This window comes from Kitasatospora sp. NBC_00315, assembly GCF_041435095.1.
Taxonomy (GTDB): Bacteria; Actinomycetota; Actinomycetes; order Streptomycetales; family Streptomycetaceae; genus Kitasatospora.
The window spans coordinates 552,011-566,072 of record NZ_CP108025.1; the positions used below are offsets into that span (position 1 = coordinate 552,011).

13 protein-coding genes are annotated in these 14,062 nt (G+C 75.2%); 4 read left to right on the plus strand and 9 right to left on the minus strand.

Going from position 1 to position 14,062, the window contains the following annotated elements; all coding sequences use genetic code 11:
* Window positions 1-306: 306 nt before the first annotated feature.
* The 4 genes from OG823_RS02350 (at window position 307) to OG823_RS02365 (ending at window position 4,509) form a co-directional block, all read left to right on the plus strand.
* Window positions 307-1,800 (plus strand): condensation domain-containing protein, encoded by a 1,494-nt coding sequence (locus OG823_RS02350; protein WP_371476997.1) that lies wholly within the window; start codon window positions 307-309, stop codon window positions 1,798-1,800.
* A 2-nt stretch (window positions 1,801-1,802) separates the two neighbouring features.
* Window positions 1,803-2,738: an ABC transporter ATP-binding protein gene (locus tag OG823_RS02355; RefSeq protein WP_371476998.1), complete on the plus strand. Its 936-nt coding sequence runs from the start codon at window positions 1,803-1,805 to the stop codon at window positions 2,736-2,738.
* A 105-nt stretch (window positions 2,739-2,843) separates the two neighbouring features.
* Window positions 2,844-3,638, plus strand: coding sequence for an ABC transporter permease (locus OG823_RS02360; protein ID WP_371477000.1), 795 nt, complete (start codon window positions 2,844-2,846; stop codon window positions 3,636-3,638).
* Window positions 3,639-3,702: 64 nt separating this feature from the next.
* Window positions 3,703-4,509, plus strand: coding sequence for an ABC transporter permease (locus OG823_RS02365; protein ID WP_371477001.1), 807 nt, complete (start codon window positions 3,703-3,705; stop codon window positions 4,507-4,509).
* Between the two features lie 206 nt (window positions 4,510-4,715).
* Here OG823_RS02365 and OG823_RS02370 read toward each other — a convergent pair whose 3' ends face one another.
* The 9 genes from OG823_RS02370 to OG823_RS02410 are packed head-to-tail and all read right to left on the minus strand — an operon-like array spanning window position 4,716 to window position 14,007.
* The gene (locus tag OG823_RS02370) at window positions 4,716-6,203 is read right to left on the minus strand and encodes a condensation domain-containing protein (protein ID WP_371477004.1); all 1,488 of its coding nucleotides are present in this window, start codon (window positions 6,201-6,203) and stop codon (window positions 4,716-4,718) included.
* Window positions 6,200-7,393, minus strand: a complete 1,194-nt coding sequence (locus tag OG823_RS02375) for a hypothetical protein (RefSeq protein ID WP_371477005.1) — start codon at window positions 7,391-7,393, stop codon at window positions 6,200-6,202. The genes OG823_RS02370 and OG823_RS02375 overlap by 4 nt, the downstream gene beginning before the upstream one ends.
* Window positions 7,390-8,607: a cytochrome P450 gene (locus OG823_RS02380; RefSeq protein ID WP_371477006.1), complete on the minus strand. Its 1,218-nt coding sequence runs from the start codon at window positions 8,605-8,607 to the stop codon at window positions 7,390-7,392. The genes OG823_RS02375 and OG823_RS02380 overlap by 4 nt, the downstream gene beginning before the upstream one ends.
* 6 nt (window positions 8,608-8,613) lie before the next feature.
* Window positions 8,614-9,306, minus strand: coding sequence for an RraA family protein (locus OG823_RS02385; protein ID WP_371477008.1), 693 nt, complete (start codon window positions 9,304-9,306; stop codon window positions 8,614-8,616).
* A complete protein-coding gene (locus OG823_RS02390; RefSeq protein ID WP_371477009.1) occupies window positions 9,303-9,575 on the minus strand; it encodes an acyl carrier protein in 273 nt (90 codons plus the stop codon). The genes OG823_RS02385 and OG823_RS02390 overlap by 4 nt, the downstream gene beginning before the upstream one ends.
* Window positions 9,565-10,815, minus strand: a complete 1,251-nt coding sequence (locus OG823_RS02395) for an aminotransferase class III-fold pyridoxal phosphate-dependent enzyme (RefSeq protein WP_371477010.1) — start codon at window positions 10,813-10,815, stop codon at window positions 9,565-9,567. Before OG823_RS02395 ends, OG823_RS02390 begins: the two co-directional genes overlap by 11 nt.
* Complete coding sequence (locus OG823_RS02400) at window positions 10,812-12,044, minus strand: pyridoxal phosphate-dependent aminotransferase (protein ID WP_371477012.1); 1,233 nt, start codon at window positions 12,042-12,044, stop codon at window positions 10,812-10,814. The genes OG823_RS02395 and OG823_RS02400 overlap by 4 nt, the downstream gene beginning before the upstream one ends.
* Complete coding sequence (locus tag OG823_RS02405; protein WP_371477015.1) at window positions 12,041-12,994, minus strand: alpha-ketoacid dehydrogenase subunit beta; 954 nt, start codon at window positions 12,992-12,994, stop codon at window positions 12,041-12,043. The genes OG823_RS02400 and OG823_RS02405 overlap by 4 nt, the downstream gene beginning before the upstream one ends.
* The gene (locus OG823_RS02410) at window positions 12,991-14,007 is read right to left on the minus strand and encodes a thiamine pyrophosphate-dependent dehydrogenase E1 component subunit alpha (protein ID WP_371477016.1); all 1,017 of its coding nucleotides are present in this window, start codon (window positions 14,005-14,007) and stop codon (window positions 12,991-12,993) included. The genes OG823_RS02405 and OG823_RS02410 overlap by 4 nt, the downstream gene beginning before the upstream one ends.
* Between the last annotated feature and the right edge of the window lie 55 nt (window positions 14,008-14,062).

The window sequence follows — 14,062 nt, forward strand, 5'->3', positions numbered from 1 at the left end:
GGGGCCGGACCGGACCCCCACCGCACCACCGCGGCACCCCGTACGGGCGAGTCCCCGACGCGGGCGGACGCAGCGGTCCCGCCCCGGCCGACTCCCCCGTACGGGGCCGGCCACACCGGCGCCGGCCGGTCGCGACCCGCTGCCACAAGCAGATCGGACCGCTCGCGGGGCGACCGGCCCACCCCCGGCCGCCCGCCGGAGGCCACGCAGGCCGCCGCAGGTCCGCACGGACTCCCCGTCACGGACCGTCCGCCGACGCCGAACCGCGCACAGCCGTGGGCGGGCGCACCCCACAGGAGGCCACCGATGACTTCGCCAGCGCTCCACCCGGTGCACTTTCGCGCCGACGGCCGGCCGCCCGCACCGCTGGCCTGGGGGCAACTGGCCTTCTGGGACGTCCTGCGCTGGCTGCCCGAGGGCGACGACTCGCCCAATCTGTACCGATGGCTCCCCGTCCCGGCCGGCGCCGGGCTCGACCGGGTGACCACCGCGCTCGGACTGCTCCTCGAACGCCATGAGTCCCTGCGCACGCGCTACTTCGAACAGGGCGGCGCCCCGACCCAGCAGGTCCTGGCCGAGGGCGTGCTGCCCGTGCACCTGTACGAGGCCGCCGGTCCGGACCTCGCGGCGCAGGCCGAGGCGCTCGGCGCCCGGCTGCGCCGCGGCGCCACCGACCACGCGCGCGACCTGCCCGTCCGCGCCGCCGTCCTGACCCGGGGCGGAGCACCCGTCGCCGTGGTGCTGATGATCAGTCATCTAGCGGTGGACGCCTGGAGCTTCCGGATCGCGCTGCGGGATCTGCGCACCCTGCTGGCGGAGCCCGCGCCGGACGCGTCGGCGCTGCCGGCCAGATCCCGGCAGCCCGCCGAACGGGCCCACTACGAGGCCTCCGAGGCCGGCCGGCGCCGGGAGGCGGCCACCCTCGCGCACTGGGAGCGCCGGCTGCGGAGCGCCTCACCGACCATGCTGGAGAAGTCCGCGCTGACCCGGGCCACAGGTCGGGACTGGGCCACCATCGACTCCCCCGCGATGGCCCTCGCCCTGCGCGCACTCGGCAGCCGCACGGGCACCGGCCCGGGCACCGCCCTGCCCGCCCTGCTGGGCCTGCTGCTGTCCTTCCGGGTCGGCGAGCCCGAGGCCGCGCTGCGTCTGATCGTCGCCACCCGGTTCGCCCCCCGGGACCGCGACTACGTCGGCGCGTTCAACCAGAACGGCCTGCTCCACCTGAAAGTGGCCGACGAACCGCTGGAGCGCTACCTGCGCGGCGCCGTCACCACCGTGATCGAGGCCCAGCGGCGCTGCGAGGCGAACCCGCGCACGGTGGAGGAGCTCGTCGCCACCGTCGCGGCCGAACGCGGCTTCACCCCCGACAGCTACTGCTTCTTCAACGACGTCAGCTTCCACGGCGACCGGGCGCCGGCGGCCCCGCGCGCTCCGGACGCGGACGGGCCCGGGGCTCTCGCCGCCGTCGCCGCCTCGCTGCCGCTCACCCGCGTCGAGCACCTGCCGCGCGACGACGCGCAGAAGGGCTCCAAGCTCTTCCTCTCGCTGCACCGGCTGGACGAGACCTGCCGGATCACGCTCTGCCTGGACCCGGCGTTCCTGGGCCGTTACCGGGCCACCGACCTGCTGGGCGACCTCGAACGGCTGCTGGTCCGGGCCGTCACGGATCCGGCGGCGGAGATCGGCGGGCTGCGGTGCGCGTTCGCCCCGGCCGGCCCCGCCCCGCAAGCGTCCACCGCCGCGCTCGCGGCACCGCTCACGCACCACCGCACACAACAGTCAAAGGGTACGAAGTGACAGTGACCTCCAACGAACTCCTGGTCCGGGCCTCGGGCCTGCGCAAGGTGTACGACTCGGGATTCGTCGCAGTGGAAGGAATCGACTTCCAGCTCCACCGCGGTGAGGCGTTCGGATTCCTCGGCCCCAACGGCGCGGGCAAGTCCTCGACCATGCGCATGCTGGGCTGCGTGTCCCCGCTCAGCGGCGGCAGCCTGCGGATGCTCGGCATGGACACCTCGGAGCAGGGCTCCGAGATCCGCGCCCGGATCGGCGTGGTGCCGCAGGACGACACCCTCGACAGCGAACTCACCGTCCGCGAGAACCTGCTGATCTACGGCCGCTACTTCGGGCTGGGCAAGCAGGTGGTCCGGGAGCGGGCCGAGCGGCTGCTGGAGTTCGCCCGGCTGACCGAGAAGGCCGACGAGCAGGTGGAGTCCCTCTCGGGCGGCATGCGGCGCCGGCTCACCATCGCCCGGGCCCTGGTCAACGAGCCGGAGATCCTGCTGCTGGACGAGCCCACCACCGGGCTCGACCCGCAGGCGCGGCACCTGCTGTGGGAGCGCCTCTACCAGCTCAAGGCCGACGGGGTGACGCTCATCCTGACCACGCACTACATGGACGAGGCCGAGCAGTTGTGCGACCGCCTCGTGGTGATGGACGCCGGCCGCATCGTCGCGGAGGGCTCTCCCCGGGAGCTGATCAGCACCCACGCCACCCGCGAGGTGCTGGAACTGCGATTCCCGCCGCGCGAGCAGCAGGCGACGGCCGAACGGCTGCGGTCGCTGGCCGAACGGGTCGAGGTCCTCCCGGACCGGGTGCTCCTCTACTGCGAGGACGGCGAGGCGGCGCTGGCCTCCGTGCACGCCGAGAAGATCACGCCGCTCACCGCCCTCGTCCGCCGGGCGGGCCTGGAGGACGTCTTCCTGACCCTCACCGGGCGCACCCTCGTCGACTGACGACCCGTCGAGCGGCCCGCCCCCGGCGGACGGCCCGGACCGCCGGACCGCCGGCGCCGAGCGGCGCCGCCGCCGGCCGACCGATCACCTTCGAAAGGCGCCCCCATGGCCCTGTCCCTCGACCCCGCGCGGGCCCCCGCCCTGCGGGAGTTCGCGTACTGGATGTACCGCTACCGCAGGACCTGGCGCGGCACGGTAGTCGTCAACGTCGCCAACCCGCTGCTCTTCCTGGCCGCCATGGGTGTGGGCCTGGGCCGGCTGGTGGACCGCGGCGGCAGCGACTACCTGCACGGAGCCCCCTACCTGACCTTCTTCGCCCCCGGCCTGCTGGCCGCCGCGGCGATGCAGAACGCCTTCCTGGACTCGGCCGGCCCGGTCTTCCAGTCCGCCCGCAAGCGGGGGAACTTCCGCGCGGCGGCGGCCACCCCGATGCGCCCGGCGGACATCTTCACCGGGCACCTGCTCTTCACCGGCTTCCGGATCCTCACCAGCGCGCTGGCCTTCGTCGCGGTAGTCGTCGTCACCGGGGCGGTGCCCTGGCGGCACTGCGTCCTGCTGCTGCCGGCCGCGCTGCTGACCGGTCTGGCGTTCGCGGCGCCGGTGAGCGCCTGGGCGATCACCGTCACGCAGTTCACCCGGATCAACGGCGTCTTCCGCTTCGTCCTGCTCCCGCTCTACATGTTCTCCGGCACCTTCTACTCCACCTCCCAGCTCCCCGACTGGCTCCATGCCGTGGTGTCAGTCACTCCCCTCTACCAGGGCATCCAGCTGTGCCGGGAGATCGCCCTCGGCACCGCCGACCTCCCGGACACCGGTGTGCACGTCCTCTACCTGGCCGTGATGGCGGCGGCGGGCCTGGTCCTGGGGCGCCGCACCTACGCCCGCCACCTGTACGGCTGACCCTCGGCCCGGCCCCGCGCCGCGCCGCGCCCCCCTGCGATCCGGAAGGCAGGCTCCTCCGCCCGTGACCGTCCTCACCGCCCCCCACACCGCCGTGCACCACGGACGCCTGCGCGGCGCCGGGAACATGGTGGCGCGCAACCTCCTGATCTACCGCCACACCTGGTACCTGCTGCTGGCCGAGGTCTTCGAGCCGGTCCTGTACCTGCTCTCGATCGGCGTCGGCATCGGCGAGCTGGTCGGCCACGTGCCCGGGCTCGCCGACACGTCGGTGGCGTACTCGGCCTTCGTCGCCCCCGCCCTGCTCGCCACCGCGGCGATGAACGGCGCGATGAACGAGACCACCTTCAACATGTTCGCCAAGCTCCGGCTCAACCGGACGTACGAGTCCATCCGGGCCACCCCGATGACCGCCCAGCACATCGCCCTCGGCGAGGCGCTCTGGGCCGTGCTGCGCGGCACCCTGATCACCACCGGGTTCCTGGTCGTGGTGTCGGTCCTGGGCCTGGCGCACTCGGCCGGGATCCTGCTGGTCGTCCCGGGCGCCGCGCTGATCGGCTTCGCCTTCGCGTCCGTCGGTCTGGTGGTGGTCACCTACCTGCGCAGCTGGCAGGACTTCCAGTTCATCCAGCTGGCGATGCTGCCGATGTTCCTCTTCGCCACCACCTTCTACCCGCTCGGGGTGTACCCGCGCTGGCTCCAGATCGTGGTCGAGTGCCTCCCGCTGTACCAGAGCATCGAGCTGGTGCGGCAGCCCTCGCTCGGACACCTCGGGGCCGGGCTGCTCGTCCCGGTGATCTACCTGACCGTGCTCGGGTTCGTCAGCCTGCGCTGGGCGATGCGGCGGATCGACCGGACGCTGACCCGGTAGCCGGCACGCCGTGGCGACAGGCCGTGGCGACAGGCCGTGGCGACAGGCCGTGGCGACAGGCCGTGGCGACAGGCCGTGGCGACAGGCCGTGGCGACAGGCCGTCGAGGGCGGGCCCGACCGGGCCCGCCCTCGACGGCCTGCGTGATCCCGCCCCGGCACCGGGCGCGGAGGGCGCCCTGCGGTGCTCAGCCCGGTACGGCGGTGCTCAGCCCGGTACGGGGGCGCGCCCGCACAGGGCCGCCGCGAGCTCGCCGGTGGTGGTGTCCGTGTACGCCGTCCGCGCCAGCAGCCACTCCAGGTCCTCCAGGAAGACCGAGCTCCCGCGCCCTGCCAAGAACCTGCGGTCCGCGCAGAGGGTGACCACCGCCCGCGCGCCGGCAGGCTCCGGGGCGGCGTCGAGCTCCTGGAGGAACAGGAAGAACTTCGAGCCCTTCTGGTCGAAGTCCCACTGCGGGTCCGAGAGTTCGGTGCGGGCGAGCGCGGCCGTGAGCGCTTCGGCGGAGCCCGGAGCGGCGGATCCGAGCGGCTGGTGACCGGTACCGAAGCGGACGTCGTTGAAGAAGCAGAATCCCCCGGTGCGCAGCCCCCGCTCGGTGCCGACCCGCTCGATCAGCCGCTCCAGGGCCCTGGGTTCGTACTCGGTGTGCCGGTAGCCGTTGGCCGCCGCCGAACCGACCCGTCGGAGGAATGCCTCGAACGGCTCCTCCCGCAACTCCGCCCGGACCAGAGCGTTCTGGTTGAACGCTCCGACCAGCGCCTGGTTCTCCGGGCGGAAGCGGGTCGCCACGATGGTGCGCAGGGCCGCGGACGGCTCGCCGGTGTGGAGGGCCAGCAGCAGCAGGGTGGCGGCCTGCAGCACCACGGAGGAGCTCAGCCGGGTGCGCCGGGCGTGCTCGGCCGCGGCCAGGGCGAGGGCGGGCGAACTGATCCGCGACCACTGCCGGTCCGAGCCGCCGCCCTCGCGCAGATCCTCCACCATCGCGGGCGGCAGCTCGCGCAGTGCGTCCTCCCAGAACCGCAGCGCCCGGGCCTGGCCTCGCCGGGCCGGCTCCGAGGCCTCGTACCGGGCGCGTTCCAGCGGCTGCTGGGCCCGGGGCGGCAGCTGCGGCGGGTCGGCCAGCAGCTGCGCGAGATCCGCCCGGACGATGGACAGGCTCCAGCCGTCGATGGCGAGGTGGCTCAGGCACAGCACCACCAGCGCGGCGTGCGGGCCCTCGGTGACCACCGCCGCGCGTACCGGCAGTTCGTCCGCCGCGAACGGGGTGGCGCGCAGCCGGGCGCCGGCCTCGGCGGCCGCGTGCTCCGCCCCGGCCGCGTCCGCCGGACACCGCCACCCCTGCAGGGTGCCGCCGGGCAGCACCTGCTGGCAGGGCCCCTCGGGGGCCTCCGAGAACAGCGTGCGCAGCGAGTCGTGCCGCTCGACGAGCAGCCGGACCGCCCGCACCGCCCGCTCCACGCCGGTGCCCGGCGGCGCCGGGACGCTCAGCAGCAGGTTGGTCGAGGTGTCCTCCGGCGGCAGCCAGCGCAGGACGTCCCAGATCGCCACCTGGCCCCAGGTCATGACGGCCGTGACGGGCTCGCCGTCCTGGCCGAAGGTGATCGGCAGGACGGAGTCGGGCGGGGCGGTGTTCGGCAGGACGGTGTTCGAGGGGGCGGTGTCGGACGGGGCGGTGTCGGACGAAGGCCGGTTCATGACGTCCCTCTCCCTGGGGCGGCGGCCCCGCGCAGCGGCGCGGGCCAGTCGGCGGGGTCGTCGCCGAGGTGGGCGCGGATCCAGTGCGCCCAGCGTTCCAGGCCGAACCCGATGCAGGCCGAGTAGACGGCGTCACCGTCCGGCCGGTCGATCCCGAAGCCGGTGCCGAAGTGCTGCTGGTGCAGGTTGACCGAGGCCACCGCGACGTCCGGAGCGCCGTCGGGCATCCGGGCGCGCAGCTCGTGCTTGACCTCGTACGCCGCCTGGAAGGCCAGGAAGTCGACCCGGTCGGGGGTGAAGAAGGGGTCGCTGGCGGTCTCCAGCCGGCAGGGCAGGCCGAGGGCGCGGGCCAGCGACTCCAGCCGCTCCAGCATGTCGTCGCGGAAGGCGCGGGCGCCGGCCGCGTCGCCGACGTAGACGATCTCGCGCATCGAGAACGCGGTCAGCCGGGTGGCGGAGACCGCCGAGGGCAGTTCCCGGCGGGCGCAGCCGGCCCGGGCGGTGGCCACCACCGGGGCGTCGAGCACCCGGTCGGCCAGCGCCGCGAACAGGTGCAGGCAGACGGCCGGTGCCAGTACCGCGCCGCCGGGGACGAGTTCGGCCCGGCGGGCGGCGCGGTCGGTCGCGGCGGCGAAGCGGTCCAGCGCGGCGAGATCCGGTCCGACCTCGGCGGCCGCCAGCAGGTTCTGCGGGAAGGACTTGGCGTAGCCGGCGCGCTCGATGGTCGACCAGTCCACCAGGTGCGGGGCGGTGTACTCCTCGGCGCCGCTGTCCAGGGCCAGTTCCAGCAGCACGGTGTCCAGGGCGCGCTGCAGCCGGGCGGACGCCGTGGCGCCCACCTCCAGACCGGTCCCCACGATCCGGTGCCGGGCCGGCGCGGGGCCGGCCGGCGACCGGGCGCCGTCCTGTTCGAATCTGGCGCGGGGCGCGCCCTGGCGCCGCGCGGTGCGGGCGTGGGCGGCGGCCAGCAGTTCGGCGGCGCGCTCCGCAGGCCAGTCCGCGGTGGGCCGGTAGTGGACGACGGTGGCGCGGTCGGTGTGCTCGCACCGGTGGCCGCCGGGCGGCACGCAGTACGGCAGCAGTTCGTCGAAGGCGCGCCGCTGGCTCTCGGGCACCGGCCCCGGCGCGGTCCAGCCGACCTCGGCCGGGGCGTCGGCCGGCGGCGCGGCCGGCGGTCGGACGGCGCTCATCGCGCACCCCCGGCGGCCGGGCGGACGGAGCAGCGCACCGGGGTGGCCGCCCGGAAGGTACGGCCGGCGGGCCGGGGCGCGGGCTCCTGGACGTCGAGGGCCTCGACGCGGTCGAGCACGGCGTTCACGACGGTCTCCAGCTCCGCGACCGCGAGCCCCGAGCCCAGGCAGACGTGCCGGCCGGCGCCGAAGGTGAGCGGGGCGCGCCGGGGGCGGCGCAGCGGATCCCAGCGGTCGGGCTCGGGGAAGACCGAAGGGTCCCGGTTGGCCGCGGCCAGGAACGCGTTGACCGGCGCGCCGGCGGGGACGTCCACCCCGCCCAGGGTGACGTCCTCGGCCGCGAAACGCAGCGTGACGTGCAGCGGCGGCTCGTGCCGCAGGGTTTCGGCGACCACGCCGGGTACGCCCTCCCGCTCGGTCCGCAGGCGCCGGTACAGCTCCGGACGGGTCCCGAGGGCCACCAGGACGTTGGCGATGCCGGCCGCCGTGGTCTCGGTGCCGGCCGCCAGCAGGAGGACCGCGGTGTTGACCACCTCGGCGGGGCTGAGCCGCTCGTCGGAGGCGAGATCGGCCAGCAGGCCGTCGCGCGCCCCGCCCGCCCGGGCTCGTTGGAGCCGCTCCCGCAGCTCCTCGCGCCGCCGGGTGACCTCGGCCAGCGTGGTCGGCCCGTGGTCCACGTAGTCGACCAGCGGGGCGAGGGTCGCGGCGAGCCAGGGCGCCTCCTCCACCGGCAGGCCGAGCACCTGGCACATGACGCGGAACGGCAGCGTGCGGGCCAGCACGTCCACCAGGTCGGGGGCCCGCGCGGCCACCAGTTCGTCCAGCAGTTCACCCGCGAGCGGGGCGACGATCCGCTCCGCGTACCCGGCCACCGCGCGGGGGCGGAACGGGCCGGCCGCGGCGGAGCGCAGCCGCTGGTGCTGGTCGCCGTCGCGGTCGAGCATCGAGGGCCCGAAGGCGCGGCGGCTGGTACGGAAGGGGTGGTAGGCGGAGAACCGGGGCGAGACCAGCACCTCCCGGACGTGCTCGTAGCCGAAGACGGCGTAGCCGCCGAGGGCGTCGGAGCGGTGCACGGGGTCGTGTGCGCGGTGGTGCTCGTACAGCGCCCAGGGGTCGGCCTGGAAGCCGGGGTCGTCGAAGTCGAGCGTGGCGGGGGGCGGGGCGGTGCCCGGGTGGGGTGCCCCCGGGCCCGCGGTGGGGGGTGTCGTCGTCACGGGGTGTCAGACCTCGAATCTCAGCTCGCCGGTACCCGCCAGGAAGTCGGCGAGGCCGGTGAGCTCGGCGAGGCTGCCGGCTCCGTCGCGGATGGACTGCTTGAGCCGGTCCTCGCGGGCCCGCAGCAGCCGGCCGGCGCTGAGCACCGCGGTGACCCGCTCCGCCGGCAGCACGATGAATCCGTCGGCGTCTCCGATCAGCCAGTCGCCGGGGTGCACCTGGACGCCGCCGGTGCGTACCGTCTGCGGCACGTGCGGGGCGCGCTCGCGGGTGGTCCGGGCGGAGACCAGGGTCACCTCGGTGGAGAACACCGGGATCGGCAGGTCGAGGAGGTCGTCGAGGTCGCGGACCGCGCCGTCCACGACCAGGCCGCCGAGGCGCTGGGCCAGGGCCGAGGCGGTGAGGATGTCGCCGGCGAGGGCCTCGGAGGGCTGCCGCTCGTTGACCAGGAGCAGGATCCAGCCGGGCGGGGTCGCGGCGAGGGCCTGAAGGCAGGGCAGCATGTCGTCGTCGGTGGCGACCGGGAAGGCCGGGCCGGCGATTCTCGGCAGGCCGTTCCTGGCCTGCAGCGGGAGCCGCAGGGGTGTCACCAGATCACCTGCGGCGTCGGCGAGTTGGGAGGTGCTGACCTGGCCGAACTCCCCTCGGAGCCGGGCGATGGCGGCCTCGTCGAACCGGTGCTCGACCGGGGCGCTCACGCGCTCTCCTCCTGGCGCTGGGCCGTGACGAGCGTGTGGATGCCCGCGAGCGTGTAGAAGCTCTGCGGCTCGTGGTCGGCGAGGTCGATGGCACAGCCGGTGACGTCCTCGACGAAGAGGATCATCCGGATGACGGAGAAGGAGGTGACCAGGCCGAGGTCGAAGAGGTTGTCGTCGGGGTCGAGCCGGGCGGGGAACTCCCGTCCGGATTCGGCGGCCAGCCCGGCGAGGAACTCGCGGAGCTGCGCGAAGAGGTCGTCACGATCCATGGTGGTCTCCCAGCGGTCGGGTGGGGCGGTCTTCGGTGAGGGCTGCGGTCACCGCGTCCAGGGCGGCTTCCAGTTCTGCCCCGGGGATGGTCAGCGGGGGTGCGATCCGGATTCGGCGTCCGTCCTCGCCACCGGCGAAGACCAGGACCCCGCGCCGGAAGGCGCCCCGGACCACGTCGGCGGCGCCCGGCCCGGCGGGCTCGAACGACAGGGTGGGGCCGGTGAGCCGGACGGCCGTGATCAGGCCCGCGTCGGCCCAGCGCCGCGCGGCCCGGCCGAGCGCGGCGGCGACCCGCTCGCACCAGTCGTCCACCGGCGAGCGGTCGAGGTAGCGAGCCACCTCCCAGCCGGCGGCGAAGCCGAGGGTGGCGGTCTGGAAGGTGTGCGCCAGGTGCACGGTGGCGCCGGCGTCGGCCTCCAGCCGGCTGCGGTACACCACGGCGGAGAGCGGGAAGAGGCCGTTGGTCAGCGACTTGCCGAACAGCAGGATGTCCGGGTCCAGTCCGGCGGCCACCGCCGGGCTGAGGTGGCCGTGGCGGTAGTAGCCGCCCTGGATCTCGTCGGCGATGGTGAGGGCGCCGGCGCGCCGGGCCGCCGCCTGGAGTTCGGCGAGCCACTCGACGTCCAGCGGCAGGTACCCGTTGGCGCCCTGGACGGTCTCGTACAGGACGCACGAGACGTCGTCCCAGTCCTCGGGCACCTCGCCGGGCTCCAGGTGGGTGACCTGGTCGGCGATCCGGTCGGCGAAGCCGGTGTCCTGCAAGGCGCTGGAGCGCTGGACGGTGGTCACCGCCAGGGCGTCGACACCGAGGCCGTGGAAGGCGCCGCGGATCGCCAGGACCCTCCCGGGCCGGGCCCGACGGGCCAGCGCCAGCGCCGAGGAGACCGCGAAGCTGCCGCCGACCTGGAACAGCACCCGGCCGTCCGCGCCGAGGCCGAGCCGGTCGCAGAGCCAGCCGGCGAGCAGCTCGGCCTGCGGCGGGTAGAAGAGGGCCGCCAGGTCGGAGCCGCCGGCCAGGACCGGTTCGAGCTCCGGATTGCGGTGGCCGAAGTTGACGGACGCGTAGGCCGACATCAGATCCGTGCAGGACAGCACGGTGCCGTCCTCGCCCCGCAGGTGCAGCGTGGCGTTCTCCGAGCCCTCCAGGGTGTAACGGACGTCGAGCGCGGCGCCCTCGTCCAGGGCGCTGAGACTGCGGGTGGCCGGGCGGGGCGAGGGCGCGAGTGGAGTGGTGGTCACAGATCCTCCAGGAAGGTGCGCAGCCGGCTCACGCCCTCGGCGAGGCGCGGCGCGGGCTGCGTGAGCGACAGACGGAGGTGGCCCGCGCCGTGGCCGCCGAAGAGGCTGCCCGGGGCGGTGGCCACCAGTGCTTCGTCGAGCAGGGTCTCCGCCAGCCGGCGGTCGTCGGTGCCGGCTCCGGTGCCCCGGACGTCCGCGAGGACGTACAGGCCACCGAGCGGGCGGCGGACCAGCACCCCGGGGAGGGCGCCGAGTTCGCGCACGAGCAGCGCCCGTCGGTCGGCGTACTCGGCGCGGGCGGCGCGCACGTGGCCGGTGTCCGCGAGCGCCGCCGGCACCGCGCGCTGGACGAACTGCGGCATGCAGCAGTTGGTGTTGACGAGCAGGTCGGTGAAGCGGCGCAGGAGCGGCGGCGGGACGATCGCGATGCCGATCCGCCAGCCGCACATCGAGTGGCTCTTGGAGAGGCTGTCCATCACGACGGTCCGCTCGTCGGCCGGGTAGAGCGGGGTGTCCAGGCCGGGCTCCGAGAGCTCCCGGTAGGCCTCGTCCGTGACGGTGTGCAGGCGGTGGCGGCGGGCCAGGGCGGCCAGCGCGGCCAGGCACTGCGCGGGCCACACCGAACCGGTCGGATTGTGCGGGCTGTTCACCACCAGCACCCGGGTCCGGGCGGTGACCAGCCCCGCCACCTCGCCGGGGTCGGGGACGTGGTCCCGCTCGGGGCGCAGCGGGTAGCCGACCGGCCGCCCGCCGGCCAGCCGGACGAGTTCGGCGTACGGCGGGAAGCCCGGATCCGGCAGCAGCACCTCGTCCCCCGGTGACAGGACGGTCAGCAGGGTGAACCAGAGAGCGAGGTTGCTGCCCGGCAGCAGCACCACCTGGTCCGCCGTCACCGGGCGCCCCAGCCGGGCGGCGTAGTGCGCGGCGACCTGCTCGCGCACCTGCGGGTCGCCGGCCGCGTCGGTGTACCCGGCGTGGCCGCGCGCGAGTTCGCGGGTGGCCGCCTCGATCGCGGCGGGCGGCCCGCAGAGGTCCGGCTGCCCCACCTCCAGGCGGACGACGTCGTGCCCGCGGGCCTCCAGCCGCCCCGCCCGCGCGGAGAGCGCGAACGCGGACCCGCCGAGCAACCGGGCCGCGGCGGCGGTGTCCGGCGGGCGGCCGATCGGGACGGGCGGGCGGCCGGTCGGGACGGGCGGGCGGCCGGTCGGGGCAGGCGGGCGGGCGGTCATGAAGGGGTGGTGAGCCGCCGGACCGCCGCCACCACCCGCTCCGGGGTGGCCCAGAACTGCGCCTCCAGCACCGGCGAGGAGGGTATCGGCACCTCGGGCGCGCTGACGTGGGCGATCCGGCCCCCCAGTGCCTCGGCGAGACCCGGCACGTCGAGCAGGCCGGAGAGGATCTGGGCGGGCGCCCCGGAGCGCGGTCCGTCGTCGACCAGCACCAGCCGGCCGGTCCGCAGGACCGACTCGGCGACCGCGGCGGTGTCGAAGGGCACCAGGGTGCGCGGGTCCAGCAGGTCGACCAGGACGCCCTCGGCCGCCAGGTCCGCTGCGGCCTGCTCGGCGGCGCGCACCGCGGAGCCGATCGCCAGCACCGTCGCCGCGTCGCCGCCCCGGATCCGCCGGGCGACGCCGAAGGGCTGGGGCTCGGCCGCCAGGGCAGCCCGCAGGTCGCAGTGGTCGGCGAGGCCGGGGGCGATGAAGAGCAGCACCGGCCCCTGCTCGTCGCGAAGCGCCGTGCGCAGCAGCGCGCAGGCGTCGGTGGCGGAGCCGGGGACGGCCACCCGCACGCCGGGGGTCTGCATGAAGACGCCGTACGGGCACTGCTCGTTCTGCGGCCCCAGCTGCTGCGGGCCCCGGGTCGCCGAGGTCAGCACCATCGGCGCGCGGTAGGCGCCGTCGCTGAGGTAGTGGATCCGGGCCGCGTGGTTGACCAGTTGGTCCATCACCAGGAAGGCGAACGAGGCCCGGTTGAGGTCGACCACCGGCCGGAGCCCGGTCATCGCCGCGCCCAGTGCCGCACCGACCATGGCCGGCTCGGAGATCGGGCAGGTGCGTACCCGGCCGGCTCCGAAGCGGGCGCGCCAGCTCGGCGGCGTGCTGGTGGCGAGGAACACCACGTCCGGGTTGCGGTCGAGTTCCTGCTCCAGGATGAGGTCCAGGACTGCCAGTTCGTTCACGGGGTCGCCGCCCAGAGGTTGGTCAGGGCGGCCTCGGGGGCCGGCCAGGGTGAGGTGCGGGCGAAGGTGATCGCCGCGTCGACGCGCTGTTCGGCGTCGGTGTCGAGCGCGTCCAGCACCGCCGGCGCGGTGCCCGCTGCCAGCAGATGCTGGCGCAGCCGCCCGAGCGGGTCCCGGGCGAGCCAGTCGGCCCGCTCCTCAGCCGGCCGGTGCTCGCCGGAGGGCCGGTCGAACTGCAGGTGGAAGCGGGTGAGGTAGGTGCTCGCCTCGATGAAGGAGGGGCCCTGGCCGGCCCGGGCGGCCGCCACCGCGGCCGTGGCGGCGGCGTGCACCGCGAGGGTGTCGTTGCCGTCGACGCGGTGTACCGGCATCCGGTGGGCCTCGGCGATCCGCGCCACGGAGGTCTCGGGGTACACCTCCTCGGTGCGGGTGGCGCCCTGGTAGCCGTTGTTCTCGCAGACCAGGATCAGCGGCAGCCGCTGGACGACCGCCAGCGTGAGCGTCTCGTGCACCACACCGGCGCCGAGGGCGCCCTCGCCGAAGAAGACCACCGCGACCGCGCCGTCCCCCTTGACCTGGGAGGTCATGGCCGCACCCGCGGCCACCGGGATCCCGGCGCCGACGATGCCCGAGGACAGCAGCAGGTGCGTCGCCGGATCGCTGACCAGGGCGGCCGCCTTGCCGCCGCACAGGCCGTCGGCCCGGCCGAACAGCTCGGCGGTCAGGGCGTCGGGGTCGACGCCGCGGGCCAGCGCGTGGCCGTGGCCGCGGTAGTGACTGACCAGGTGGTCGCGGGGTTCGAGGGCCGCGCACACACCGACCGCGACCGCCTCCTGACCGATGTACGGGTGGACCGGGCCGATCACTTCGCGCTCGGTCCGGGCTTGGAGGATGCGCTCCTCGTAGGTGCGGATGAGGACCATCGTCCGGTAGGCCGCGACCGGGTCGAATCCGTCGACGGGCCGGGCGTCCACCGGTGGCAGGGCCGGGTCGGCGGGGAGGGCTGAGGCCATCACGGCTCCATCAGTCGCTGGGGCAGGGGTCTGCTGCGGGAGGCAGGCGTCCGTG

Coding starts and splice junctions, on each gene's coding strand:
- OG823_RS02360 (WP_371477000.1), top strand. CDS start 2,844: ATGGCCCTGTCCCTCGACCCCGCGCGGGCCCCCGCCCTGCGGGAGTTC.
- OG823_RS02410 (WP_371477016.1), bottom strand. CDS start 14,007: ATGGCCTCAGCCCTCCCCGCCGACCCGGCCCTGCCACCGGTGGACGCC.
- OG823_RS02390 (WP_371477009.1), bottom strand. CDS start 9,575: ATGGATCGTGACGACCTCTTCGCGCAGCTCCGCGAGTTCCTCGCCGGG.
- OG823_RS02400 (WP_371477012.1), bottom strand. CDS start 12,044: ATGACCGCCCGCCCGCCTGCCCCGACCGGCCGCCCGCCCGTCCCGACC.
- OG823_RS02350 (WP_371476997.1), top strand. CDS start 307: ATGACTTCGCCAGCGCTCCACCCGGTGCACTTTCGCGCCGACGGCCGG.
- OG823_RS02375 (WP_371477005.1), bottom strand. CDS start 7,393: ATGAGCGCCGTCCGACCGCCGGCCGCGCCGCCGGCCGACGCCCCGGCC.
- OG823_RS02370 (WP_371477004.1), bottom strand. CDS start 6,203: ATGAACCGGCCTTCGTCCGACACCGCCCCGTCCGACACCGCCCCCTCG.